At 61.2% G+C, this 25,642-nt stretch carries 27 protein-coding genes; 26 read left to right on the top strand and 1 reads right to left on the bottom strand.

Annotated elements, in window-relative coordinates; genetic code table 11:
• The first annotated feature begins 7 nt into the window (after positions 1-7).
• From tgt to AB4O09_RS25690, 5 genes are all read left to right on the top strand, one after another.
• On the top strand, positions 8-1,123 hold the full coding sequence (tgt, locus tag AB4O09_RS25710) for a tRNA guanosine(34) transglycosylase Tgt (protein ID WP_161796642.1): 1,116 nt from the start codon (positions 8-10) through the stop codon (positions 1,121-1,123).
• Positions 1,124-1,166: 43 nt separating this feature from the next.
• Positions 1,167-1,505 (top strand): preprotein translocase subunit YajC, encoded by a 339-nt coding sequence (gene yajC, locus AB4O09_RS25705; RefSeq protein ID WP_003197982.1) that lies wholly within the window; start codon positions 1,167-1,169, stop codon positions 1,503-1,505.
• A 63-nt stretch (positions 1,506-1,568) separates the two neighbouring features.
• Positions 1,569-3,437, top strand: a complete 1,869-nt coding sequence (secD, locus tag AB4O09_RS25700; protein WP_027913128.1) for a protein translocase subunit SecD — start codon at positions 1,569-1,571, stop codon at positions 3,435-3,437.
• Positions 3,438-3,446: 9 nt separating this feature from the next.
• Positions 3,447-4,361, top strand: a complete 915-nt coding sequence (secF, locus tag AB4O09_RS25695) for a protein translocase subunit SecF (protein ID WP_003197985.1) — start codon at positions 3,447-3,449, stop codon at positions 4,359-4,361.
• Positions 4,362-4,478: 117 nt separating this feature from the next.
• Positions 4,479-5,027, top strand: coding sequence for a glycine zipper 2TM domain-containing protein (locus tag AB4O09_RS25690; protein ID WP_003197986.1), 549 nt, complete (start codon positions 4,479-4,481; stop codon positions 5,025-5,027).
• A gap of 752 nt (positions 5,028-5,779) precedes the next feature.
• Here the strand turns inward: AB4O09_RS25690 and suhB are convergent.
• On the bottom strand, positions 5,780-6,598 hold the full coding sequence (gene suhB / locus AB4O09_RS25685; protein ID WP_003185165.1) for a type III secretion system regulator SuhB: 819 nt from the start codon (positions 6,596-6,598) through the stop codon (positions 5,780-5,782).
• Positions 6,599-6,742: 144 nt separating this feature from the next.
• On the opposite strand from suhB, the gene trmJ reads away from it, so the two are divergent.
• The 21 genes from trmJ (at position 6,743) to AB4O09_RS25580 (ending at position 25,601) form a co-directional block, all read left to right on the top strand.
• Positions 6,743-7,513, top strand: a complete 771-nt coding sequence (trmJ, locus tag AB4O09_RS25680; protein ID WP_003197989.1) for a tRNA (cytosine(32)/uridine(32)-2'-O)-methyltransferase TrmJ — start codon at positions 6,743-6,745, stop codon at positions 7,511-7,513.
• Position 7,514: 1 nt separating this feature from the next.
• The gene (gene cysE / locus AB4O09_RS25675) at positions 7,515-8,291 is read left to right on the top strand and encodes a serine O-acetyltransferase (RefSeq protein WP_003197992.1); all 777 of its coding nucleotides are present in this window, start codon (positions 7,515-7,517) and stop codon (positions 8,289-8,291) included.
• Positions 8,292-8,560: 269 nt separating this feature from the next.
• Complete coding sequence (gene iscR, locus AB4O09_RS25670; RefSeq protein WP_003185160.1) at positions 8,561-9,052, top strand: Fe-S cluster assembly transcriptional regulator IscR; 492 nt, start codon at positions 8,561-8,563, stop codon at positions 9,050-9,052.
• Between the two features lie 50 nt (positions 9,053-9,102).
• Entirely contained in the window at positions 9,103-10,317 is a 1,215-nt protein-coding gene (locus AB4O09_RS25665) for an IscS subfamily cysteine desulfurase (protein ID WP_003197994.1), read from the top strand.
• 43 nt (positions 10,318-10,360) lie between these two features.
• Complete coding sequence (gene iscU, locus AB4O09_RS25660) at positions 10,361-10,747, top strand: Fe-S cluster assembly scaffold IscU (protein ID WP_003185157.1); 387 nt, start codon at positions 10,361-10,363, stop codon at positions 10,745-10,747.
• Between the two features lie 25 nt (positions 10,748-10,772).
• Positions 10,773-11,096: an iron-sulfur cluster assembly protein IscA gene (gene iscA / locus AB4O09_RS25655; RefSeq protein WP_003185155.1), complete on the top strand. Its 324-nt coding sequence runs from the start codon at positions 10,773-10,775 to the stop codon at positions 11,094-11,096.
• Positions 11,097-11,104: 8 nt separating this feature from the next.
• Positions 11,105-11,626, top strand: coding sequence for a co-chaperone HscB (gene hscB / locus AB4O09_RS25650; RefSeq protein ID WP_003197997.1), 522 nt, complete (start codon positions 11,105-11,107; stop codon positions 11,624-11,626).
• Positions 11,627-11,676: 50 nt separating this feature from the next.
• On the top strand, positions 11,677-13,539 hold the full coding sequence (hscA, locus tag AB4O09_RS25645; RefSeq protein WP_027913130.1) for a Fe-S protein assembly chaperone HscA: 1,863 nt from the start codon (positions 11,677-11,679) through the stop codon (positions 13,537-13,539).
• A gap of 3 nt (positions 13,540-13,542) precedes the next feature.
• The gene (gene fdx / locus AB4O09_RS25640) at positions 13,543-13,884 is read left to right on the top strand and encodes an ISC system 2Fe-2S type ferredoxin (protein WP_003198002.1); all 342 of its coding nucleotides are present in this window, start codon (positions 13,543-13,545) and stop codon (positions 13,882-13,884) included.
• 13 nt (positions 13,885-13,897) lie between these two features.
• Positions 13,898-14,098, top strand: a complete 201-nt coding sequence (iscX, locus tag AB4O09_RS25635; RefSeq protein ID WP_003198004.1) for a Fe-S cluster assembly protein IscX — start codon at positions 13,898-13,900, stop codon at positions 14,096-14,098.
• An 88-nt stretch (positions 14,099-14,186) separates the two neighbouring features.
• Positions 14,187-14,612 carry a nucleoside-diphosphate kinase gene (gene ndk / locus AB4O09_RS25630; protein WP_003185145.1) on the top strand — a complete coding sequence of 142 codons (426 nt, stop codon included), beginning with the start codon at positions 14,187-14,189 and terminating at the stop codon, positions 14,610-14,612.
• A gap of 28 nt (positions 14,613-14,640) precedes the next feature.
• Entirely contained in the window at positions 14,641-15,789 is a 1,149-nt protein-coding gene (gene rlmN / locus AB4O09_RS25625) for a dual-specificity RNA methyltransferase RlmN (RefSeq protein ID WP_003198007.1), read from the top strand.
• Positions 15,790-15,801: 12 nt separating this feature from the next.
• A complete protein-coding gene (pilW, locus tag AB4O09_RS25620) occupies positions 15,802-16,560 on the top strand; it encodes a type IV pilus biogenesis/stability protein PilW (protein WP_003198009.1) in 759 nt (252 codons plus the stop codon).
• On the top strand, positions 16,560-17,582 hold the full coding sequence (locus AB4O09_RS25615) for a RodZ domain-containing protein (protein ID WP_028237238.1): 1,023 nt from the start codon (positions 16,560-16,562) through the stop codon (positions 17,580-17,582). Before pilW ends, AB4O09_RS25615 begins: the two co-directional genes overlap by 1 nt.
• Positions 17,583-17,585: 3 nt before the next feature.
• Positions 17,586-18,695: a flavodoxin-dependent (E)-4-hydroxy-3-methylbut-2-enyl-diphosphate synthase gene (gene ispG / locus AB4O09_RS25610; protein ID WP_003185136.1), complete on the top strand. Its 1,110-nt coding sequence runs from the start codon at positions 17,586-17,588 to the stop codon at positions 18,693-18,695.
• A 22-nt stretch (positions 18,696-18,717) separates the two neighbouring features.
• Entirely contained in the window at positions 18,718-20,007 is a 1,290-nt protein-coding gene (hisS, locus tag AB4O09_RS25605; protein WP_460107600.1) for a histidine--tRNA ligase, read from the top strand.
• Between the two features lie 40 nt (positions 20,008-20,047).
• Entirely contained in the window at positions 20,048-20,689 is a 642-nt protein-coding gene (locus AB4O09_RS25600) for a YfgM family protein (RefSeq protein ID WP_003198017.1), read from the top strand.
• Positions 20,682-21,833: an outer membrane protein assembly factor BamB gene (gene bamB / locus AB4O09_RS25595; protein WP_003198019.1), complete on the top strand. Its 1,152-nt coding sequence runs from the start codon at positions 20,682-20,684 to the stop codon at positions 21,831-21,833. Before AB4O09_RS25600 ends, bamB begins: the two co-directional genes overlap by 8 nt.
• Positions 21,834-21,966: 133 nt before the next feature.
• The gene (der, locus tag AB4O09_RS25590) at positions 21,967-23,439 is read left to right on the top strand and encodes a ribosome biogenesis GTPase Der (protein WP_003198021.1); all 1,473 of its coding nucleotides are present in this window, start codon (positions 21,967-21,969) and stop codon (positions 23,437-23,439) included.
• Between the two features lie 234 nt (positions 23,440-23,673).
• Positions 23,674-24,822 (top strand): pyridoxal phosphate-dependent aminotransferase, encoded by a 1,149-nt coding sequence (locus AB4O09_RS25585; RefSeq protein ID WP_363808557.1) that lies wholly within the window; start codon positions 23,674-23,676, stop codon positions 24,820-24,822.
• On the top strand, positions 24,810-25,601 hold the full coding sequence (locus tag AB4O09_RS25580) for an amidohydrolase (RefSeq protein ID WP_003198024.1): 792 nt from the start codon (positions 24,810-24,812) through the stop codon (positions 25,599-25,601). Before AB4O09_RS25585 ends, AB4O09_RS25580 begins: the two co-directional genes overlap by 13 nt.
• Positions 25,602-25,642 lie beyond the last annotated feature (41 nt).

Below are 25,642 nucleotides of genomic sequence, written 5' to 3'. Positions count from 1 at the left end.
CTGTCGCATGTCCTTCGAGTTGCTCGCCACCGATGGCAAGGCTCGTCGTGGTCGTCTGACCTTCCCCCGCGGTACCGTGGAAACCCCCGCGTTCATGCCGGTGGGCACCTACGGCACGGTCAAGGGCATGCTGCCGCGTGACATCGAGGCGATTGGCGCGGAAATCATCCTGGGTAATACCTTCCACCTGTGGCTGCGCCCGGGCATGGAAGTGATCAAGGCCCACGGTGACCTGCACGATTTCATGCAGTGGAAAGGCCCGATCCTGACCGACTCCGGCGGCTTCCAGGTGTTCAGCCTGGGCGCGATGCGCAAGATCAAGGAGGAGGGCGTGACCTTCGCTTCTCCGGTGGACGGTTCCAAGGTATTCATGGGACCGGAAGAGTCGATGCAGGTGCAGCGCGACCTGGGCTCGGACATCGTGATGATCTTTGACGAATGCACGCCGTACCCGGCCGATGAAGACGTGGCGCGGGTGTCCATGGAGCTGTCGTTGCGCTGGGCCCAGCGGTCGAAGAACGCCCATGGCGACAACACCGCCGCGCTGTTCGGCATCGTCCAGGGCGGCATGCACCGCGACCTGCGCATGCGCTCGCTCGAAGGCCTGGACAAGATCGGCTTCGACGGCCTGGCGATTGGCGGCCTGTCGGTGGGCGAGCCCAAGCACGAGATGATCAAGGTGCTCGATTACCTGCCGGGTGAAATGCCGGCTGACAAACCTCGTTACCTTATGGGCGTTGGCAAACCGGAAGATCTGGTTGAGGGTGTGCGCCGCGGTGTGGACATGTTCGATTGCGTGATGCCAACCCGTAATGCCCGCAATGGGCATCTGTTCATCGACACTGGTGTGCTGAAGATCCGTAACGCGTTTCATCGCCATGATAATTCGCCGCTGGATCCGACGTGCGATTGCTACACCTGCCAGAACTTCTCCCGCGCTTATCTGCATCATTTGGACAAGTGCGGCGAAATGCTCGGCAGTATGCTCAATACCATCCACAATTTGCGCCATTACCAGGTGCTTATGGCTGGTTTGCGCGAGGCTATTCAACAGGGTACATTGGCCGCCTTTGTCGAGGCCTTCTATGCCAAGCGCGGGTTGCCTGTACCGCCCTTGGACTGAGTTTTCCGATCCCTAGATTCAATACTTGCAACTGGAGTGCTAAATGAGCTTTTTTATCTCTAATGCCATGGCTGACGCGGCTGCACCTGCTGCTGCCGGCCCTATGGGCGGCGGTTTCGAGTGGATTTTCCTGGTCGGCTTCCTGGTCATCTTCTACCTGATGATCTGGCGTCCACAGGCCAAGCGCGCCAAAGAGCAGAAGAACCTGCTGAGCAACTTGCAGAAGGGCGATGAAGTGGTCACCACCGGCGGTATCGCTGGCAAGATCACCAAAGTGGCTGATGACTTCGTGGTTCTGGAAGTGTCCGACACTGTTGAAATGAAGTTCCAGAAGGGCGCTATCGCGGCCACGCTGCCAAAGGGCACGCTGAAAGCGATCTAAGTAACAACTTCTATTCAATCGACGGGGCGCGCAAGGCGCCCCGCGTCATAAGCGGGCGGCGTGATGCTGAACAAATACCCTCTGTGGAAATATGTACTGATCCTGGCGGTGCTGGCGGTCGGTCTGATTTATTCCGCTCCCAATCTATACCCGGATGACCCGGCCATTCAGGTCAGTGGCGCAAGCACTGCGCTGCAGGTCACCCAGGCCGATCTGGACCGTGCGAGCGCTGCGCTCAAAGCGTCCAATATCGAGGTCAAGGCTGCGTCCATCGCCGAAAACGGCAAGGGCGGCCTGTTGCGTCTGGCCAAGGCCGAAGACCAACTGCCAGCCAAGGACGTGGTGCGCAAGGCGTTGGGCGACGATTACGTTGTGGCCCTGAACCTGGCCCAGACCACCCCGCAATGGCTGCGCAAGCTCGGCGCGCATCCGATGAAGCTGGGTCTGGACTTGTCCGGCGGTGTGCACTTCCTGCTGGAAGTGGACATGGAAAAAGCCCTCGATGCGCGACTGAAAGTCTACGAAGGCGACGTCAAGAGCTTGCTGCGTAAAGAGCGCGTGCGTTATCGCAGCCTGCCGCAACTCGACGGTGCCATTCAGTTGGGCTTCAGCGATACCGATACCCGCGAGCAGGCCCGTAGCCTGATCCGCAAGAACTTCAATGATTTCGACGTTGTGCCGGCCGACCTCAATGGTCAGCCAGTGCTGCGTCTGGCGATGACCCCGGCCAAGCTGGCGGAAATCCGCGAATACTCCATCAAGCAGAACTTGACCACGGTGCGTAACCGCGTCAACGAGCTGGGTGTGGCCGAGCCGATCGTGCAGCGCCAGGGCGCCAACCGCATCGTGGTTGAGCTGCCAGGCGTGCAGGACACTGCCGAAGCCAAGCGTATCCTCGGCAAGACCGCCAACCTGGAATTCCGCCTGGCCGCTGAGCCGGGTGCTTCCAAGGCGACTTCCGAGAGCTTCGAGTTCCGTGAGGGCAACCGTCCGGCGGCGCAGATCGAGCGTGGCCTGATCATCACCGGTGACCAGGTGACTGACGCCAAGGCGGGCTTCGACGAGCAGGGTCGTCCGCAGGTGAACATTCGCCTCGACGGCCATGGCGGCGAACTGATGAGCCGCGCTACGCGCAGCAACGTCGGTCGCAGCATGGCGGTGATCTTCATCGAGCAGAAGCCGACCACCACTTACACCAAGCAAGTGGTCAACGGCGTCGAGAAAGACGTCGCGGTGCAGACCTTCAAGGAAGAGAAGAAGATCATCAGCCTGGCGACCATCCAGTCGCCACTGGGCAGCCAGTTCCGCATCACCGGCCTGAACGGCCAGGGTGAATCCTCGGAACTGGCCCTGCTGCTGCGTGCCGGTGGTCTGGCCGCGCCAATGTACTTCGCTGAAGAGCGCACCATTGGCCCGAGCCTGGGTGCCGACAACATCACCAAGGGTATCGATGCTTCGCTGTGGGGCATGCTGTTCGTGTCGCTGTTCATCATCGCCATCTACCGCTTCTTCGGCATCATCGCCACCGTCGCGCTGGCAGTGAACATGGTGATGCTGCTGGCCTTGATGTCGCTGCTGGGTGCCACGCTGACCCTGCCGGGTATCGCCGGTATCGTGTTGACCATGGGTATGGCGGTGGACGCCAACGTGCTGATCTTCTCGCGGATACGTGAAGAGATCGCCGCGGGCATGACAGTTCAACGGGCAATCAACGAAGGCTTCGGCCGGGCATTCACCGCGATTCTCGACGCCAACCTGACCACGTTGCTGGTCGGCGGGATTCTCTTCGCCATGGGCACCGGCCCGGTCAAGGGCTTCGCAGTGACCATGTCCCTCGGGATCTTTACCTCGATGTTCACGGCCATCATGGTGACCCGCGCAATGGTCAACCTGATCTTTGGCGGTCGTGACTTCAAGAAGTTGTGGATTTAAGGGGCTGCCATGTTACGTACAATCAACTTCATGGGCGTTCGCAACGTTGCGTTCGGCGTCACATTGTTCCTTACCGTACTGGCGTTGTTCAGCTGGTTCCACAAGGGCCTGAACTACGGCCTGGATTTCACCGGCGGTACGCTCATCGAGCTGACCTACGAGCGTCCGGCCGACGTCACCAAGGTGCGTGAGCAGTTGGTGACCTCGGGCTACAGCGATGCCATCGTGCAGAGCTTTGGTGCGACCACCGACCTGCTGGTGCGCATGCCGGGTGCAGACCCGCAGCTGGGTCACCAGGTGGCTGAAGCCTTGCAGAAGGCGGGCGGCGACAACCCGGCCCAGGTCAAGCGCGTCGAGTTCGTTGGCCCGCAAGTGGGTGAAGAGCTGCGCGACCAGGGCGGCCTCGGCATGCTCATGGCCCTGGGCGGCATCCTGCTCTACCTGGCCTTCCGCTTTCAGTGGAAGTTCGCGGTAGGCGCGATTGTCTCGCTGATCCACGACGTGATCGTGACCGTGGGCATCCTGTCGTTCTTCCAGATCACCTTCGACCTGACGGTGCTGGCGGCGGTGCTGGCGATCATCGGTTACTCGCTCAACGACACCATCGTGGTGTTCGACCGGGTGCGTGAGAACTTCCGTGTGCTGCGCAAGGCCTCGCTGATCGAGAACATCAACATCTCGACCACCCAGACCCTGCTGCGGACCATGGCGACGTCGATCTCCACCTTGCTGGCGATTGCTGCGCTGTTGTTCTTTGGTGGCGACAACTTGTTCGGTTTCTCCATCGCGCTGTTCATCGGCGTGTTGGCGGGTACTTACTCGTCGATCTACATCGCCAACGTGGTGCTGATCTGGCTGAACCTGAGCACCGAGGATCTGATTCCTCCGGCTGCTGCTGAAACGGAAGTGGACGACCGCCCGTAAGGCTCCGGTTTCCATTCGTCACCACTGAAAAGGCGCGAGTTGAACTCGCGCCTTTTTTTGTGCTCCAAGGCTGGGAGAAGCGCGGATTAATCCGCTTGTGATGGTCAGGAGGTTCAAGTGAACAAATCGATGCTGGTTGGTGCGGTATTGGGTGCTGTCGGTGTAACAGCCGGTGGTGCGGTCGCCACCTACAGCTTGGTAAAAAGTGGCCCTGAGTATGCGCAAGTATTGGCCGTGGAGCCGGTCAAGACCCAAATCAAGACCCCGCGTGAAGTGTGCAAGGACGTCACCGTGACTCGGCAGAAGCCAGTCCAGGACCAGCACCAGATCGCCGGTACCGTCCTGGGCGCCGTAGCCGGTGGCCTGCTGGGCAACCAGATCGGCGGCGGCACCGGTAAGAAGATCGCCACCGTGGCGGGTGCGGCCGGTGGTGGTTATGCCGGTAACAAGATTCAGGAAGGCATGCAGGAGCGCGACACCTACACCACCACCCAGACTCGCTGCAACACGGTCAATGACATCAGCGACAAGGTTGTAGGCTACGACGTTCGCTACATGCTCGACGGCAAAGAAGGCAAAGTCCGCATGGACCGCGACCCGGGCAACCAGATCCCGGTGAACAAGGAAGGCCAACTGATCCTGGGCCAGAACGAACCGGCTCAGTGATCCAACCGCTATGAAAGAAGCACCCTTCGGGGTGCTTTTTTTTCGCCCGCATTTCATGCCCCACCCCAAATCCCATACTGGATGTGCCGGCCTCTTCGCGAGCAAGCTCGCTCCCACAGTGGATCTGCGGCAGGCTTCGATTTCCCGGCTACCCAAATCTTCTCTGTGGGAGCAAAGCTTGCTCGCGATAGTGGTGGGTCAGGTTGCAAGGATGTTGGATGTGTCGGCCTCTTCGCGAGCAAGCTCGCTCACAGTGAATCTGCGGCAGGCTTCGATTTCCCGGCTACCCAAATCTTCTCTGTGGGAGCAAAGCTTGCTCGCGATAGCGGTGGGTCAGGTTGCAAGGATGTTGGATGTGTCGGCCTCTTCGCGAGCAAGCTCGCTCCCACAGGGGATCTGCGGCAGGCTTCGATTTCCCGGCTACCCAAATCTTCTCTGTGGGAGCAAAGCTTGCTCGCGATAGCGGTGGGTCAGGTTGCAAGGATGTTGGATGTGTCGGCCTCTTCGCGAGCAAGCTCGCTCCCACAGGGGATCTGCGGCAGGCTTCGATTTCCCGGCTACCCAAGTCTTCTCTGTGGGAGCAAAGCTTGCTCGCGATAGTGGTGGGTCGGCTTGCATCAATGTTGGATGTGCCGCCGTCATCGCGAGCAAGCTTTGCTCCCACAGGCTTTGCTCTTGCAGATAATTGGAGGTATGTCGAAATCCGGGAATAAAAAAAGCACCCCGAAGGGTGCTTTTTTGTAGCCGGTTGCTTAGCGCTTCAGCGAAGCCGGCAGGTGCGGCTGGATGGCGGTGAGCACAGCCTTGAAGCATTTGGTGTTGCCGGCAACGATGTGGCCTTTTTCAAGGAAGTCGTGGCCGCCGGTGAAGTCGCTCACCAAACCACCGGCTTCCTGGATCAGCAGGGCGCCAGCAGCCATGTCCCATTCGGACAGGCCCGATTCCCAGAACGCATCGAAACGGCCAGCGGCCACATAAGCCAGGTCCAGGCTCGCAGCGCCGGCGCGGCGGATGCCGGCGGTCTGGCCGACCAGGGCGCGGAACATGCCCAGGTAGTTGTCCAGGTTGTCCATCTGGTCATCGCGGAACGGGAAGCCGGTACCCAGCAGGGCGCCGTCCAGGCTGGTGCGGCCGCTGACGCGCAGGCGACGACCGTTCAGTTGGGCGCCACGGCCACGGCTGGCGGTGAATTCTTCCTGGCGAACCGGGTCCAGCACGACGGCGTGTTCCAGGCGACCACGGTATTTGCAGGCGATGCTGACAGCGAAGTGAGGAATGCCGCGCAGGAAGTTGGTGGTGCCGTCCAGCGGATCGATGATCCACAGGTACTCTTCGCCTTCGATGCCAGTACCGGCGTGCATGCCGGTCTCTTCACCGAGGATGGAGTGGTTCGGGTAAGCCTTGCGCAGGGCGTCGACGATCTTTTGCTCGGCGGCGCGATCAACCTCGGACACGTAGTCCTTGGCGTCTTTTTCATCGACCTTGATGGTATCCAGGCGCTCGATGGAGCGGAAGATCAGTTCACTGGCGCTGCGGGCGGCGCGCAGCGCGATATTCAGCATGGGCTGCATGGATGTGTCACCTAAGGTTGTTAAAGAAAGCCGCGCATTCTATCAGAAAGTTTTCTCAGGAGAAGGTTGGTGTTCGCTTTCATAGCTTAACGGTAGGTGCTTATGTAAGATTTGCTCCCTTTATCGTGTTCGAGAGCGCCTCCCTTGTTGCAGAACATTCGTGTCGTCCTGGTCAATACCAGCCATCCGGGTAACATCGGCGGAGCTGCGCGGGCCATGAAGAACATGGGCCTGTCGCGCCTGGTGCTGGTCGAACCGCGCTTGTTTCCCCATCACGAAGCTGACGCCCGGGCCTCTGGCGCTGGTGACATCCTCGCCAACGCGCAGGTCGTCGCTACTCTGGAAGATGCCCTGGTGGGGTGCAACCTGGTGCTCGGCACCAGCGCCCGCGACCGACGTATCCCCTGGCCGCTGCTCGACCCCCGCGAATGCGGCACCAAAGTGGTCGAGGAAGCCGCGCAAGGCTTTGAGATTGCCCTGGTGTTCGGCCGTGAAGACTCCGGCCTGACCAACGACGAGCTGCAGCGATGTCACTTTCACGTGCATATCCCTTCCGACCCCGAGTTCAGTTCCTTGAACCTGGGGGCGGCGGTGCAGGTGTTGAGCTATGAAGTGCGCATGGCTTGGCTGGCAGCCGAAGGCAAGCCCAGCAAAATCGAAAAAACCGAGGTCACGTCGCCGCGCAGTGAGACACTGGCGACCATGGACGAACTGGAGCGGTTCTATGAGCACCTGGAGCAGACCCTGGTGGACATCGAGTTCCTCGACCCGGAAAAGCCGCGACACTTGATGGCGCGCCTGCGTCGGTTGTACGGACGAAGCTCGGTCAGCCGGGCGGAGATGAATATATTGCGCGGCATCCTCACGGAAACCCAGAAGGCGGCCCGTGGCGAGCTGATTAAGCGGAAGAAATAAAATGTTCGAACGTTTGCGTGAAGATATCCAAAGTGTTTTCCATCGTGACCCGGCGGCGCGCAATGCCTTTGAAGTGCTGACCTGCTACCCGGGGATGCACGCGATCTGGATCCACCGCCTGTCCGGCGCCTTGTGGAACATGGGCTGGAAGTGGCTGGCGCGGCTGGTCTCGAACTTCGGGCGCTGGCTGACCGGGATCGAGATCCACCCGGGCGCCAAGGTCGGTCGCCGGTTCTTCATCGACCATGGCATGGGCATCGTCATCGGCGAAACCGCCGAGATCGGCGACGACGTGACGCTATACCAGGGCGTGACCCTCGGCGGCACCAGCTGGAACAAAGGCAAACGCCACCCGACCCTGGAAGACGGTGTGGTAGTGGGCGCCGGCGCCAAGGTGCTCGGGCCGTTCACGGTTGGGGCGGGGGCGAAAGTCGGCTCCAATGCCGTGGTCACCAAGGCCGTGCCGCCTGGCGCGACCGTGGTGGGTATTCCGGGGCGGATCATCGTCAAGTCCGATGACGAGCAGGACGCCCGCCGCAAGGCCATGGCCGAGAAGATCGGTTTCGACGCCTACGGTGTCGGCGAAGACATGCCCGACCCGGTCGCCCGCGCCATCAACCAGTTGCTCGATCACCTGCAGGCCGTCGATGGGCGCCTGGAGGGGATGTGCGGCGCCCTGAAGGACCTGGGCAGTAATTACTGTGCCAAGGACCTGCCTGAACTGCGCGAGGAAGACTTTGCGTGTGTGAAGGACAAGGATGAGACCCAGGCCAGCTGAAACCCTACTGGCCTCATCGCGAGCAAGCTCGCTCCCACAGGGGGGGCTTTGGTGGATGCACAATTCGTGTACGCCGCAGATCCCATGTGGGAGCGAGCTTGCTCGCGATAAACGATAACGCGGTATCACTGGTCGCCGCCGGCCAGCCTTTGCTATGATGCGCGCGCTCTTTCGCGGGTAAACCTGAGTAAAGCACTAGGTCTTATACTTGACTTAAATACTCGGGAATTGCATACTCGCCCCCATTCCGAACTCCGTGGTAATTGTCCATGCGACTGACTACAAAAGGCCGATACGCCGTGACCGCAATGCTGGATCTGGCATTGCATGCGCAGCACGGGCCGGTGTCCCTGGCCGATATCTCCGAGCGCCAGGGCATTTCCCTGTCTTATCTTGAGCAGCTGTTCGCCAAGCTGCGCCGTAGCAACCTGGTTTCCAGCGTTCGCGGCCCTGGCGGCGGCTACCAGCTGTCGCGCGACATGCAGGGCATCCAGGTCGCCCAGGTGATCGATGCGGTGAACGAATCGGTCGATGCGACCAAATGCCAGGGCCTTGGCGACTGCCATGGCGGCGATACTTGCCTGACCCACCACTTGTGGTGCGATCTCAGCCTGCAGATTCACGAATTTCTAAGCGGTATCAGCTTGGCTGACCTTGTAACTCGTCGTGAGGTGCAAGAAGTAGCCCAGCGTCAGGACCAGCGTCGTTGCAATAGCAAGGCGCCGCACCTGGACAAGATTGAAGCGTCCGCCGTCGAATGACTGCCGCAGAGCACGCGGAACGCCAGCCAGCCTGATTTAGGAGAGAGTCCATGAAATTGCCGATTTACCTTGATTACTCAGCGACCACCCCGGTTGACCCGCGTGTTGCGCAAAAAATGAGTGAATGCCTGCTGGTCGACGGAAACTTCGGTAACCCGGCGTCCCGTTCCCACGTGTTCGGCTGGAAGGCCGAAGAGTCGGTCGAAAACGCCCGTCGCCAGGTCGCTGACCTGGTCAACGCCGACCCGCGTGAAATCGTCTGGACCTCCGGTGCCACTGAATCCGACAACCTGGCAATCAAGGGCGTCGCGCATTTCTATCACACCAAGGGCAAGCACCTGATCACCTCCAAGATCGAGCACAAGGCTGTCCTGGACACCATGCGCCAACTGGAGCGTGAAGGCTTCGAAGTCACCTACATCGAGCCAGGTGAAGACGGCATCATCACTCCAGCCATGGTCGAAGCCGCCCTGCGCGACGACACCATCCTGGTTTCGATCATGCACGTGAACAACGAAATCGGCACCGTCAACGACATCGCGGCCATCGGCGAGCTGACCCGTTCCAAGGGCATCCTGTTCCACGTCGACGCGGCCCAGTCCACCGGCAAGGTCGACATCGACCTGTCCAAGCTGAAAGTCGACCTGATGTCGTTCTCGGCCCACAAGACCTACGGCCCTAAAGGCATTGGCGCGCTGTACGTCAGCCGCAAGCCGCGTGTTCGCCTCGAAGCGACCATGCACGGCGGCGGTCACGAGCGTGGCATGCGTTCCGGCACTCTGGCGACCCACCAGATCGTCGGCATGGGCGAAGCCTTCCGTGTAGCCAAGGAAGACATGGCTGCCGAGAACGTGCGCATCAAGGCCCTGAGCGACCGCTTCTTCAAGCAGGTCGAGGACCTCGAAGAACTCTACGTCAACGGCAGCATGACCGCCCGCGTACCGCACAACCTGAACCTGAGCTTCAACTATGTTGAAGGCGAGTCGCTGATCATGGCGCTCAAGGATCTGGCCGTGTCGTCCGGTTCGGCCTGCACCTCGGCATCGCTCGAGCCTTCGTACGTACTGCGCGCCCTGGGCCGCAACGACGAACTGGCCCACAGCTCGATCCGCTTCACCTTCGGCCGCTTCACCACCGAAGAAGAAATCGATTACGCCGCGCAGAAAGTCTGCGAGGCCGTTACCAAGCTGCGCGCTCTGTCGCCGCTGTGGGACATGTACAAAGACGGCGTCGACATTTCGAAAATCGAGTGGGCGGCGCACTGAAGAAGTCGCCACCAGAGCGACTCACTGATGAGGATTAAAGCAAATGGCATATAGCGAAAAGGTCATCGACCACTACGAGAACCCGCGCAACGTCGGCAAGATGGACGCGCAGGATCCTGATGTCGGCACCGGCATGGTCGGCGCCCCAGCGTGCGGCGACGTCATGCGCCTGCAGATCAAGGTCAACGAGCAAGGCATCATCGAAGATGCCAAGTTCAAGACCTACGGCTGCGGTTCCGCGATCGCGTCCAGCTCCCTGGCCACCGAGTGGATGAAGGGCAAGACCCTTGATGAAGCCGAAACCATCAAGAACACCCAGCTGGCCGAAGAACTGGCCCTGCCGCCAGTGAAGATCCACTGCTCGGTACTCGCCGAAGACGCCATCAAGGCCGCCGTTCGCGATTACAAGCAGAAGAAAGGCTTGATCTGATCCGCGTTACGGTAAGGAGTTTTCCATGGCTATCCAGATGACAGAAGCGGCAGCTAACCATATCCAGCGCTCACTTGCGGGGCGCGGCAAGGGCGAGGGTATCCGCCTGGGTGTTCGCACCACGGGCTGTTCTGGCCTCGCCTATGTACTGGAATTCGTCGACGAAGTGGGCGAAGACGATCAGGTGTTCGAGAGTCATGGTCAGAAAGTGATCATCGACCCGAAAAGCCTGACGTACCTGGACGGCACCGAACTGGATTTCGTCAAGGAAGGGTTGAACGAAGGCTTCAAGTTCAACAACCCCAACGTGCGCGGTGAATGTGGCTGCGGCGAAAGCTTCAACATCTGAGGCAGCTTGTGGGTACTCCTTGTCATTTTGCGTTGTTCCAGATGCAGCCTGCGTTCCAGCTGGATCTCGACCAGTTGTCCGCGCGTTATCTGGAATTGGCCCGTGGTGTCCACCCGGACCGCTTTGCTGACGCCTCCGAAGCCGAGCAGCGCCGGGCGCTTGAGCAGTCTGCGAACCTCAACGAGGCGTACCAGACACTCAAGAGTCCAGCCAAGCGCGCGCGTTACCTGCTCGCCATCAGCGGCCATGAGTTGCCGCTGGAGGTCACGGTCCACGATCCCGAATTTCTTTTGCAGCAGATGCAATGGCGCGAAGAGCTCGAAGACCTGCAGGACAGCGCCGACCTGGCCGGTGTCGCGGTATTCAAGCGCCGCTTGAAAGACGCCCAGCACACATTGAACGAAAGCTTCGCAGCCTGCTGGAACGATGCCGCGCAGCGCGAACAGGCCGAACGCCTGATGCGGCGCATGCAGTTCCTCGACAAGCTCACCTACGAAGTGCGCCAGCTCGAAGAGCGCCTCGACGATTAACCCAGTGCCGCTCCGGTCGCACGCCTGATTACAGATAAGTCCTGATTACGATGGCCCTACTGCAGATCGCCGAACCCGGCCAAAGTCCACAACCGCACCAGCGTCGCCTGGCTGTCGGGATTGACTTGGGTACCACCAATTCCCTGGTCGCTGCCTTGCGCAGCGGTCTTTCCGAACCGCTGGCCGATGAGCAAGGGCAAGTGATCCTGCCGTCCGCCGTGCGCTATCACGCCGATCACGTCGAAGTGGGCGAGTCGGCCAAGCTGGCCGCCGCCACCGACCCGTTGAACACCATCGTCTCGGTCAAGCGCTTGATGGGTCGTGGTCTGTCCGACGTCAAGCAACTGGGCGACCAACTGCCGTACCGCTTCGTCGGCGGTGAATCCCACATGCCGTTCATCGAAACCGTACAGGGCCCGAAAAGCCCGGTAGAGGTTTCCGCCGACATCCTCAAGGTCTTGCGCCAGCGCGCCGAAGCGGCACTGGGCGGTGAATTGGTGGGCGCGGTCATTACCGTCCCGGCTTATTTCGACGATGCCCAGCGCCAAGCCACCAAGGATGCCGCCAAGCTCGCCGGCCTGAACGTGCTGCGCCTGCTCAACGAGCCGACGGCCGCTGCGGTGGCGTATGGCCTGGACCAGCATGCCGAAGGCCTGGTCGCCATCTACGACTTGGGTGGCGGTACTTTCGATATTTCGATCCTGCGCCTGACTGGCGGTGTCTTCGAAGTCCTGGCCACCGGCGGCGACAGCGCCCTGGGCGGCGATGACTTCGACCACGCCATCGCCGGCTGGATCATCGAGCAAGCCGGTTTGTCCGCTGACCTCGACCCGGGTGCGCAACGCCATCTGCTGCAAACCGCCTGCGCCGCCAAGGAAGCCTTGACCGACGCCGCCACGGTTGAAGTCGCTTATGGCGACTGGAAAGCCGCGCTGACCCGCGAAGCCTTCGATGCCCTGATCGAACCCATGGTCGCCCGCAGCCTCAAGGCCTGCCGCCGTGCCGTGCGCGATTCCGGCGTAGAGCTCGAAGACGTCAAGGCCGTGGTCATGGTCGGTGGTTCGACCCGCGTGCCTCGAGTTCGCGAAGCCGTGGCCGAGGCCTTTGGCCGCCAGCCGCTGACTGAAATCGACCCGGACCAGGTGGTTGCCATCGGCGCCGCGATCCAGGCCGATACCCTGGCCGGCAACAAGCGCGATGGCGGCGAACTGCTGCTGCTCGACGTGATTCCGTTGTCCCTGGGCCTGGAGACCATGGGCGGCCTGATGGAGAAGGTGATTCCGCGTAACACCACCATCCCCGTTGCCCGCGCCCAGGACTTCACCACCTATAAAGACGGCCAGTCGGCCATGATGGTCCACGTGCTGCAAGGCGAGCGTGAGCTGATCAGCGACTGCCGCTCCCTGGCTCGCTTCGAATTGCGCGGCATCCCGCCGATGGTGGCGGGTGCGGCGAAGATCCGCGTGACCTTCCAGGTCGATGCCGACGGCTTGCTCAACGTCTCCGCCCGCGAACTGGGTTCGGGCGTGGAGGCGAGCATCCAGGTCAAGCCGTCCTATGGCCTGACCGACGGCGAAATCGCCAAGATGCTCAAGGATTCCTTCCAGCATGCCAGCGACGACAAAGTCGCCCGTGTGCTGCGCGAGCAGCAGGTCGACGCCCAGCGCCTGATCGAAGCCGTGCAAGGTGCCCTTGAGGCTGACGGCGACCGTTTGTTGGATGCCGAAGAGCGCATGGTCATCGAGCTGCAGATGCAGGAATTGTCCGAATTGATCAAAGGCACCGATGGCTATGCCATCGAGCAGCAGACCAAGCGTCTGTCGCACGTCACCGACGCCTTTGCTGCCCGCCGCCTGGACTCGACGGTGAAAGCCGCCCTGGCGGGGCGCAACCTGAATGAAATCGAGGAATAACTGATGCCGCAGATCATTTTTCTGCCACACGCCGAGCATTGCCCGGACGGTATGGTGGTAGAGGCCGAAACCGGCAAGTCCATTCTTGAAGTGGCCCACGACAACCACATCGAGATCGAGAGCGCCTGCGGCGGTGTCTGTGCCTGCACCACGTGCCATTGCATCATTCGCGAAGGTTTCGACTCGCTGAATGAGGCCGATGAGCTGGAAGAAGACTACCTTGATAGGGCCTGGGGCCTGGAACCGACGTCGCGCCTGACCTGTCAGGCCAAGGTCGGTACCGAAGACCTGGTGGTCGAAATCCCGAAATATTCGCTTAACCATGCGGCCGAAGCGCCGCACTGATGGTGACACTGTCATGAGCTATGGTTGGAATGATGTACAACGCATCGCAGAAGAACTGGCCGAAGCCAAGCCGGACGTGGATCCGCTGAAGGTCAATTTCGTCGATCTGCAGCACTGGATCATGGAGCTTCCCGGTTTCGACAGCACCTCTGGCCGTTGCGGCGAGAAGGTCTTGGAAGCGGTCCAGGCGCTCTGGATCGAAGAAATCGACTGATCGACCTGGCAGGTTAGGCAATACCCCTGAACCCGCGTATAATTCGCGGGTTTAATTTTTCGCAAATTACCGTTTCTGGAGTTACACCATGGCTGTTCAACGTACTTTCTCCATCATCAAGCCTGACGCCGTTGCTAAAAACGTGATCGGCAAGATCGTTACCCGCTTCGAAGACGCTGGCCTGCGCGTTGTAGCTTCGAAAATGAAGCAACTGTCCAAAGCCGAAGCCGAAGGCTTCTACGCTGAGCACAGCGAGCGCGGTTTCTTCGGTGAGCTGGTTGCTTTCATGACTTCCGGTCCGGTTGTCGTTCAGGTGCTGGAAGGCGAAAACGCTATCGCTCGCAACCGTGAGCTGATGGGCGCTACCAACCCTAAAGAAGCTGCTGCCGGCACCATTCGCGCTGACTTCGCCGAGTCCATCGACGCCAACGCCGTTCACGGTTCGGACTCCGAAGCCGCTGCTGCTCGCGAAATCGCTTACTTTTTCGCTGCTACTGAAGTAACCGCTCGCTAAGCATTGGCTTGAGAGTGAAGGTGAATCCATGACTACATCGACTGTTAAAACCAATCTGCTGGGGCTGACCCAGCCGGAAATGGAGAAATTCTTCGACTCGATCGGGGAGAAGCGTTTCCGTGCCGGTCAGGTGATGAAATGGATTCACCACTTTGGCGTCGACGACTTCGACGCCATGACGAATGTCGGCAAGGCCCTGCGCGAAAAGCTCAAGGCTGTTGCCGAGATTCGCGGCCCCGAAGTGGTCAGCCAGGACATTTCCAGCGACGGCACCCGCAAGTGGGTGGTGCGCGTGGCGTCCGGCAGCTGCGTCGAGACCGTCTACATTCCCCAGGGCAAACGCGGCACCTTGTGCGTTTCGTCCCAGGCAGGCTGTGCCCTGGACTGCAGTTTCTGCTCCACCGGCAAGCAAGGCTTCAATAGCAACCTCACCGCCGCCGAAGTGATCGGCCAGGTGTGGATTGCCAACAAATCCTTTGGCAGCGTCCCGGCGACCGTCGACCGTGCCATCACCAACGTGGTGATGATGGGCATGGGTGAGCCGCTGCTGAACTTCGACAACGTCGTTTCCGCCATGCACCTGATGATGGACGACCTGGGCTACGGCATCTCCAAGCGCCGCGTGACCTTGTCCACTTCCGGCGTGGTGCCGATGATCGATGAGCTGGCCAAGCACATCGACGTCTCCCTGGCGTTGTCGCTGCACGCACCCAATGACGCATTGCGTAACCAATTGGTGCCGATCAACAAGAAATATCCGCTTAAGATGCTGCTCGAGTCGTGCCAGCGCTACATGTCGTCCCTGGGCGAAAAGCGCGTGCTGACCATCGAGTACACGCTGCTCAAGGATGTGAACGACAAGGTCGAACACGCGGTCGAGATGATCGAGCTGCTCAAGAACATCCCGTGCAAGATCAACCTGATTCCGTTCAACCCGTTCCCGCATTCCGGTTACGAGCGTCCGAGCAACAACGCGATTCGTCGCTTCCAGGATCAGCTTCACCACGCTGGCTTCAACGTCACCGTGCGCACCACCCGCGGCGAAGACATCGACGCCGCCTGTGGCCAATTGGTAGGACAGGTGCTGGATCGCACCCGTCGCAGCGAACGCTACATTGCCGTGCGTGAGTTGAACGCCGCGGACGATGCGGTGCAAAACGCTGCGAACAGTCACTAAGAGAGGAACTCTATGTCCCTGCGCTTCGCGCTCGTTTTGCTGTTGGCCGGCCTTTGTTCCGGTTGTGTCCTGTCGGGTGACTACAACCCGATGAGGACCAGCAAAGGGCGCGACGAGGCGCGTGTGGCCTACGTGCAACTGGGCATTGGCTACCTGCAGCAGGGCATGACCGAACGGGCCAAGGTGCCGCTCAAGAAAGCCCTGGAGCTGGACGATTCCGACCCGGACGCCAACGCGGCCCTGGCCCTGGTGTTCCAGGCCGAGATGGAACCGGAGCTGGCCGACCAGCATTTTCGCAAGGCGCTGTCTGCCCGCCCGCAAGACGCACGGATCCTGAACAACTACGGCAGCTTTCTTTTCGAGCAGAAACGTTACAAGGAAGCCTACGAGCGCTTCGAGCAGGCTGCCGCCGACACCCTTTACCCTGAGCGTTCGCGGGTTTTCGAAAACCTCGGCATGACGGCCGCGCAGCTGGGCCAGCGTGACCTGGCCCGCCAGCAGCTGGAAAAGGCGCTGCGGCTCAACCGCCAGCAACCGCGGGCGCTGCTGGAAATGGCTGAGTTGTCCTACGAAGACAGGCATTATGTGCCCGCGCGTGACTACTACGAGCGTTTTAGCCTGCTGAGCGAGCAAAATGCACGTAGTCTATTGCTCGGCGTTCGGCTGGCACATGTGTTTGAAGATCGCGACAAGGCTGCAAGTTACGGCCTGCAACTCAAAAGACTCTATCCCGGTACGCCGGAATATCAGCAATACCTGTCGGAGCAATGATGAAAGCGGCGCATCCCGAAGTTGTAGCAGCGACTCGCGTAAATCCTGGTGAGACCCTGCGTCAAGCCCGCGAAAGCAATGGTTGGTCGCTGGCCGAAGTGGCCCTCAAGCTCAATCTCACCGTGGCCTCCTTGGGCAATCTGGAAGCGGGCGCGTTCGACAAGCTGCCTGGGCATACCTTCGCCCGCGGCTATATCCGCGCCTATGCCAAGTTGCTCGGCATGGACCAGACCGTGCTGGTCCAGCAATTCGATCAATACACCGGTTCCGATGCCCAGGGCAGCAACGTGCACAGCCTGGGTCGCATCGAGGAGCCGGTTCGCGTTTCCCACACCATTTTGCGAATCGTCAGCCTGTTGCTGCTGATCGCGGTGATTGGTGGCGGTTTTGTCTGGTGGCAGGATCAGGCTTCCTTGCGCAACAAAGAGCCGGTCGCCATGAACCCTGAGCACGTTGAGGTCGAAGGCGCCGACGGCACCACCCAGATCCATCCGCTGGACGAGCCGGAAGACCAGGCTGTCGTCGAAGGCCAGGCCGAAGGCGAAACCGCCCTGGCGTTGCCACAGGGCCAGGACGCCGCCGATGCCGAAGCGGGTGCCGAGCCGGCTGTTCCAGCCCCTGTGCCAGCTGCACCAACAGCGCCGACTGCACCGATTGCCACCGCCCCTGCCGCACCGAGCACGCCAGCGCCAACCGCGGCTGCGCCTGCGACCCACGCGGCTCCAGCCGCGCCAGTTGTTCCGGCAGCCCCGGCGGCCCCGACCCCGGCTCCAGCGGCAGGTGAAGGCCAGGTACAGATTCAGTTTGTCGCCGACTGCTGGACGCAGATCACCGACGGCAACGGCAAGGTGCTGTTCAGTGGCCTCAAGCGCAAGGGCGACAGCACCTCCATCAACGGCAAGCCACCCTTTGCCGTACGCCTGGGTTATGCCCGTGGCGCGCAGGTCAGCTACAACGGCCAGCCGGTCGACATCGCTCCGTTCACCAGTGGCGAGACCGCTCGCCTGAAGTTGGGTCAATAAGTCATGCACGGCGAATCTCCAATCAAGCGTCGCGAATCCCGAAAAATCTGGGTCGGCAACGTGCCCGTGGGCGGCGATGCGCCTATCGCTGTGCAGAGCATGACCAACAGCGACACCAATGACGTGGCCGCCACGGTCGCCCAGATCAACCGCCTGGAAGCCGCCGGTGTCGACATCGTGCGGGTATCGGTGCCAGACATGGACGCCGCCGAGGCGTTCGGCAAGATCAAGCAACTGGTCAAGGTGCCCTTGGTGGCCGACATCCATTTCGACTACCGCATCGCCTTGCGTGTGGCCGAGTTGGGCGTCGATTGCCTGCGTATCAACCCGGGCAACATCGGTCGCGAAGACCGTGTCCGTGCCGTGGTGGATGCCGCCCGCGACCGGGGCATCCCGATCCGCATCGGCGTGAACGCCGGTTCCCTGGAAAAAGACCTGCAGAAGAAATACGGCGAACCGACCCCCGCGGCACTGGTGGAGTCGGCCCTGCGCCACGTCGAGCACCTCGAACGCCTGAATTTCCAGGACTTCAAGGTCAGCGTGAAGGCGTCCGACGTGTTCATGGCCGTCGAAGCCTACCGCCTGCTGGCCAAGGAAATCGTCCAGCCGCTGCACCTGGGCATCACCGAAGCCGGTGGGTTGCGTTCGGGCACGGTGAAATCCGCCGTCGGCCTCGGTATGCTGCTCGCCGAAGGGATTGGCGATACCATCCGCATCTCGTTGGCGGCTGACCCGGTCGAGGAAGTGAAAGTCGGCTACGACATTCTCAAGTCCCTGCACCTGCGTTCCCGTGGCATCAACTTCATCGCCTGCCCGAGCTGCTCGCGGCAGAATTTCGATGTGGTCAAGACCATGAACGAGCTGGAAGGGCGCCTTGAAGACCTGCTGGTGCCGCTGGATGTCGCGGTGATCGGTTGCGTGGTCAACGGGCCGGGCGAAGCCAAGGAGGCCCATATCGGCCTGACTGGCGGTACACCGAACCTGATTTACATCGACGGCAAGCCGTCGCAGAAACTGACGAATGACAATCTGGTGGATGAGCTGGAACGGCTGATCCGCCAGAAAGCGGCCGAAAAGGTCGAAGCCGACGCAGCGGTCATCGCGCGCGGTTAAGTCGAAAGATTAAGGAATACACGTGAGCAAGTCCCTGCAAGCCATTCGTGGCATGAACGACATCCTGCCCGAGCAGACGCCGCTGTGGCGCTATTTCGAGGGCACCGTGGCGCGTCTGCTGGATAACTACGGCTATCGGCAGATCCGCATGCCGATCGTCGAGTTCACCGAGCTGTTCAAACGCTCCATCGGTGAAGTGACCGACATCGTCGAAAAAGAGATGTACACCTTCGACGACCGCAACGGCGATTCTCTGACCCTGCGCCCCGAAGGCACGGCGGCCTGCGTGCGTGCGGTGCTCGAGCACGGCATCACCGGCGGCGGTCAGGTGCAGAAACTCTGGTACGTCGGCCCGATGTTCCGTCACGAGCGTCCGCAGAAAGGCCGTTATCGCCAGTTCCACCAGATTGGCCTGGAGGTGTTCAACCTCGAGGGTCCGGACATCGATGCCGAGCTGATCGTCATGACCTGGCGCCTGTGGGGCGAGCTGGGGCTTCGCGATGCGATCAAGCTTGAGCTCAACAGCCTGGGCACCAGCGAGTCCCGTGGCCGCTACCGTGAAGCGTTGGTCGAGTTTCTTTCCGCCCACCTGGACAAGCTCGACGAAGACAGCCAGCGCCGTCTGAAGACCAACCCGCTGCGTGTGCTCGACACCAAGAATGCCGAGACCCAAGCGGTCCTGGTCGACGCGCCGAAAATGGCCGACTACCTCGACGACGAATCCCGTGCACACTTCGAAGGGCTGAAGGCGCGCCTCGACGCCGTGGGCATTCCTTACGTGATCAACCCCAAGTTGGTCCGTGGCCTGGACTACTACAGCAAGACCGTCTTCGAGTGGGTCACCGACAAGCTCGGCGCCCAGGGCACCGTGTGTGCCGGCGGCCGCTACGACGGGCTGGTTGAGCAGATGGGCGGCAAGCCGACCCCGGGCGTGGGCTTTGCCATGGGCATCGAGCGCCTGGTGCTGATGCTTGAAGCCTTGGACAAGGTCCCCGAAGAACTGGCCCGTCAGGTCGACGTCTACCTGTGCGCCTTTGGCGAGGCCGCCGAGCTGGCAGCCCTGTCGTTGAGCGAGCGGATCCGCGACCAGTTGCCCAACCTGCGCCTGCAGATCAACGCCGGTGCTGGCAGCTTCAAGAGCCAATTCAAGAAGGCCGACAAGAGCGGTGCGCTGTACGCACTGATCCTCGGTGACGACGAACTGGCCCAACAAGTGGTAGGTTTCAAACCCCTGCGTGGCCAGGGCGAACAACAAAGCATTGCCTGGGATGCGCTTGCTGCACACCTGGCCACCTGCGTCGTGCAGGGTTGAAGCTGTCAAACAGCCGATTTAGCGATTAAGGAGTATTGGGGTGTCGAGTACCGAAGATGAACAGCTGGCGGATTTGAAGGACTGGTGGACGCGCAACGGCAAGCCGCTGGTCACTGGCGGCCTGTTGGCGCTGGTCATCGTGTTCGGCTGGCAGGCCTACCAGAAATACCAGAGCAACCAGTCGCAAGGCGCCTCGGTGCTCTACCAGCAATTGCTGGAAACCACCCTGACCCCGGACGGCAAGCCTGACGCTGCCCGCGTGGCGGACCTGGCCGGCAAGCTGGACAAGGAATTCGGCGGCACCGCCTACGCCCAATACGGTCGCCTGTTCGTGGCCAAGGTGGCGGTGGACAGCGGCAAGCTGGACGATGCGGCCACCGAGCTCAAGGGTATCGTCGACAAACCGGCCAACCCGACCCTGGGCGAAGTGGCGCGTCAGCGCCTGGCGCAGGTGCTGGCGGCACAGAACAAGGCCGAAGACGCCTTGAAGCTGCTCGACGGTGATGCCGACAAGGCATTCCTGGCGACCCGTGAAGAACTCAAGGGCGACCTGCTGGTACAGCTGGGCCGTGCCGATGAGGCCCATGCGGCCTACCAAAAAGCCAAGGCTGCGCTGTCGGATGAAGCCGCAGTCGGTGGCCTGCAAATCAAGCTGGACGACCTGGCCAAAGGGGATGCGTGACGTGATCCGTTGGAAACATGCAGCATTGCTGGCTCTGGCCATTCTGGCCGCGGGTTGCAGCAGCAACAGCAAGAAAGAACTGCCTCCGGCCGAACTGACCGACTTCAAAGAAGAAGTCGTGCTGCAGAAGCAGTGGAGCCGTTCCATCGGCGATGGCCAGGGCGAAACCTACAACATGCTGGTGCCGGCCATTGACGGCGACACCATCTATGCAGGTGATGTCACGGGCGTGGTGATGGCGATGGACCGCACCAACGGCGATGTCAAATGGAAGAAAGATCTTGAACTGCCTGTTTCCGGCGCCGTTGGCGTGGGTTACGGCCTGGTCATGATCGGCACGCTCAAGGGCGAGATCGTCGCCCTGGACGCGAGCAGCGGTGAAGAGAAATGGCGCGCCCGCGTGACCAGTGAAGTGCTCGCACCGCCGGCCACCAACGGTGACGTGGTGGTGGTCCAGACCCAGGACGACCGTCTGATCGGCCTGGATGCCGCTACCGGCAACCAACGCTGGTTGTACGACAGCACCCCGGCGGTACTGACCCTGCGCGGCACCAGCGCGCCAGTCGTCACCAACCGCCTGGCGGTGGCTGGTTTGTCGACCGGTAAAGTGGTGGCCCTGGATATTTCCAACGGCGTGCCGGTCTGGGAACAGCGCGTAGCGATCCCGCAAGGTCGTTCGGAGCTGGAGCGTGTGGTCGACATCGACGGCGGCTTGCTGCTGTCTGGCGGCACACTGTACGTCGCCAGCTACCAGGGCCGCGTTGCAGCATTGGACCTGGAAAGCGGTCGTCCGCTGTGGCAGCGCGATGCGTCCAGCTACGCCGGTGTCGCCCAAGGCTTTGGCAGCGTCTACGTGAGCCTGTCCTCGGGCACCGTCGAAGGTGTTGACGAGCGTTCCACCACCGCCTTGTGGAGCAACGACTCCCTGGCCCGTCGTCAACTGTCGGCCCCGGAAGTGTTCTCCAGCTACGTCGCAGTGGGTGACCTGGAAGGTTACCTGCACCTGCTCAGCCAGGTGGACGGTCGTTTCGTCGGCCGTGAGCGCATCGACAGCGACGGCCTGCGTGCCCGTCCGCTGGTGGTGGGCAACATGATCTATGTGTATGGCAACAGCGGCAAACTGGAAGCCCTGACCATCAAGTAAGACTATGCTTGGGGCTAATCCCCCAAGCGGCCTTGTTCACAAGGTTTGCAGGGCTTGCACAGACTGCCCCGAGCACCAGCCGCTGCCTCGCAGCGGCTTTTGTATTTTCTGAAATAACGAAGTGGAGAGCCGCATGGTTCCCGTAATCGCCCTGGTGGGCCGACCGAACGTCGGCAAGTCCACCTTGTTCAACCGCCTGACCAGGACTCGCGACGCCATTGTCGGCGACTTGTCCGGTCTGACCCGTGATCGCCAATACGGTGAGGCCAAGTGGCAAGGGCGTACCTATATTCTGGTCGACACCGGCGGCATCTCCGGTGATGAACACGGCATGGACGAAAAAATGGCCGAGCAGTCGCTGCTCGCCATTGAAGAAGCCGATGTGGTGCTGTTCCTGGTAGACGCCAAGGCCGGTTTTACCGCCGCCGACCAGATGATCGCCGAGCATTTGCGCAAGCGTAACAAGCGTTCCTACGTGGTCGCCAACAAGGTCGACAATATCGACCCGGACATGGCCCGCGCCGAATTCGCACCGTTGGGCATGGGCCAGGCGATCCCGATCGCCGGCGCCCACGGTCGTGGCATCACCCAGATGCTGGAAATCGCTCTGGAGAGTTTCCCGAAAGACGACGTGGAAGAGCCGGAAGAGGGCGAGGAAGAGATCGTTGCCGAAGGCGAGGAAGCCAAGCGCATTCCTGGCCCGAGCGAAAAGGACGGGATCAAGATCGCCATCATCGGCCGCCCGAACGTGGGCAAGTCGACGCTGGTCAACCGCATGCTCGGCGAAGACCGGGTCATCGTCTACGACCAGCCCGGCACCACCCGCGACAGCATCTACATTCCCTTCGAGCGTAACGAAGAGAAGTACACGCTGATCGACACCGCCGGTGTGCGCAAGCGCGGCAAGATCCACGAAGAAGTTGAAAAGTTCTCCGTGGTCAAGACCCTGCAGGCGATCAAAGACGCCAACGTGGTGATCTTCGTGATGGACGCCCGCGAAGGCGTGGTCGATCACGACTTGAACCTGCTGGGGTTCGCCCTGGAAGCCGGTCGTGCGTTGGTCATCGCGATCAACAAGTGGGACGGCATGACGCCGAGCGAACGGGATTTCGTGAAGATCGAATTGCAGCGTCGCCTGTTCTTCGTCGACTTCGCCGATATCCACTTCATCTCGGCTCTGCACGGCACGGGCGTGGGCAACCTCTACGCTTCGGTGCAGAACTCGTTCAAGTCGGCGGTGACCCGCTGGCCGACCAACCGCCTGACCCAGATCCTCGAAGATGCGGTAGGCGAGCACGCGCCACCGATGGTCAACAACCGTCGGATCAAGCTGCGCTACGCCCACTTGGGCGGTGCCAACCCGCCGATTATCGTGATCCACGGTAACCAGATCGAGAAGGTGCCCAAGTCGTACGTTCGTTACCTGGAGAACACCTACCGTCGCGTCCTGAAGCTGGTCGGCACGCCGATCCGCATCGAGTTCAAGGGCGGCGAGAACCCGTACGAAGGCAACAAGAACACGCTCACCGACCGCCAGGTCAACAAGAAGCGCCGCTTGATGTCGCACCACAAGAAGGCCGACAAGAAGCGCCGCGACAAGCGCTGATTCAGTCTGGATCTGGGATCTGGACCTGTGGACCTATGGAACTGTGGGAGCAAGGCCTTGCTCCCACAGTCTTGGCCTCACAGTCTTGCCTACCACAGCTCTGGCTCCCACAGGGCATGAGTCTTCAGCATGAGAAGGGTGCCCTGGGTGGCACCCTTTTTCATGCCCGGCGATTGGGCTATCCTCGAGCTCTCCCGCGCCGCACCAGAGCCGGGTGCAGAGCAGGGACCCTTCATGATCACCAGCAAGTTGCCGAATGTCGGCATCACTATTTTCACCCAGATGTCCCAGCTCGCCGCGCAGACGGGCGCGCTGAACCTGTCCCAGGGCTTTCCCGATTTCGATGGTCCGCAGGCCCTGCGCGATGCGGTCGGCCGGCACATTGCCCAAGGCCATAACCAGTATTCGCCCATGACCGGCCTGCCGGCGCTGCGCCAGCAAATCGCGGCGAAGATCGCCCGCAGCTACGGCGCCAGTGTCGATGCCGATCAGGAAGTCACCGTGACCCCGGGCGCGACCCAGGCGATTTTCTGTGCCATCGCGGCGGTGGTCCACAGCGGCGACGAAGTGATCGTCTTCGACCCCAGCTACGACAGCTACGAGCCCGCCGTGCTATTGGCCGGGGGGCGTTGCGTGCACGTGCCATTGGGCCTGGATGATTTCGCCATCGACTTCGAGAAGCTCGGCGAAGCCCTGAGCCCGCGTACACGCATGATCATCCTCAACTCGCCGCACAACCCCAGTGGTGCGCTGATCAGCCGCGCCGAACTGGATCAATTGGCGACGCTGATTCGCGACCGTGACATCTACCTGGTCAGCGACGAGGTCTACGAACACCTGGTGTTCGATGGCGTCGCCCACGCCAGTGTCCTGGCCCATGAAGAGCTGTACCGCCGCGCCTTCGTGGTCAGTTCGTTCGGCAAGACCTACCACGTCACCGGCTGGAAAACCGGCTACGTGGTGGCGCCAGCGGCCCTGACGGCGGAACTGCGCAAGGTGCACCAGTACGTCAGCTTCTGCGGCGTGACGCCCTTGCAGTACGCCCTGGCCGACTATATGGCCGAGCATCCGGAACACGTCGATGAGCTGCCGGACTTCTACCAGGCCAAGCGCGACCTGTTCTGCGATTTGCTGGCGCCGTCGCGGTTCAGCTTCAAGCGCGTGACCGGCACTTATTTCCAGTTGGTGGACTATTCGCAGATTCGCCCGGACCTGAATGACGTCGACATGGCGGTGTGGATGACCCGTGAGCATGGCGTGGCGACGATTCCGATCTCGGTGTTCTACCAGCACCCACCACAAGGCCAGCGCCTGGTGCGCCTGTGCTTTGCCAAACGCGAGGAGACGCTGCGCGAAGCGGCGCAAAAGCTATGCGAGATTTGAGTACATTGCCGGACCTCGACATTGCCCTGGTCCAGACCACCCTGGCCTGGCACGACCGCCGGGCCAACCTGGAGCATTTTGAAGCGCTGCTTGAGCAGGCGCGCGGGGCTGACCTGATCATCCTGCCGGAGATGTTCACCACCGGTTTCTCCATGGAGTCCGAGACCCTGGCGGAGCCGGAGAACGGCCCGACGCGCCAATGGCTCAAAGCCCAGGCTGCGAAGCTGGACGCAGTGATCACCGGCAGTGTGATCATCCAGGCCGCTGACGGCAGCCATCGCAATCGCCTGCTCTGGGCGCGGCCGGATGGAGAGGTGCTGCATTACGACAAGCGCCATCTGTTTCGCATGGCGGGGGAGCACAACCACTACACCCCGGGTGAGCGACAGGTGCTGTTCGAACTCAAGGGCTGGCGGATTCGTCCGCTGATTTGCTACGACCTGCGCTTCCCGGTCTGGAGCCGCGACGCCGAGGACACCGACCTGCTGCTGTACACCGCCAACTGGCCCGGGGCGCGGCGTCTGCACTGGAATCGGCTGTTGCCGGCCCGGGCGATCGAGAACCTGTGCTACGTGGCGGCGGTAAACCGTGTTGGCACCGACGGCAAGGGCTTCGCCTACACCGGTGACAGCCAGGTGCTGGATTTCCAGGGCGAGAGCTTGCTCAGCGCCGGCGAGGCGGATGGTGTGTTCAAGGTGTGCTTGAACGCAGCGGACCTGGCGGCGTATCGCACGCGGTTTCCGGCGAACCTGGATGCCGACTCGTTCGAATTCATCTAACTGAAACGTTTCAACCCTTCAGGAACGGTGTTGCGTGCCGA

The sequence above is a fragment of the Pseudomonas sp. H1_F01 genome (assembly GCF_054681425.1).
This window is presented reverse-complemented; position numbering and strand designations above follow the sequence as displayed.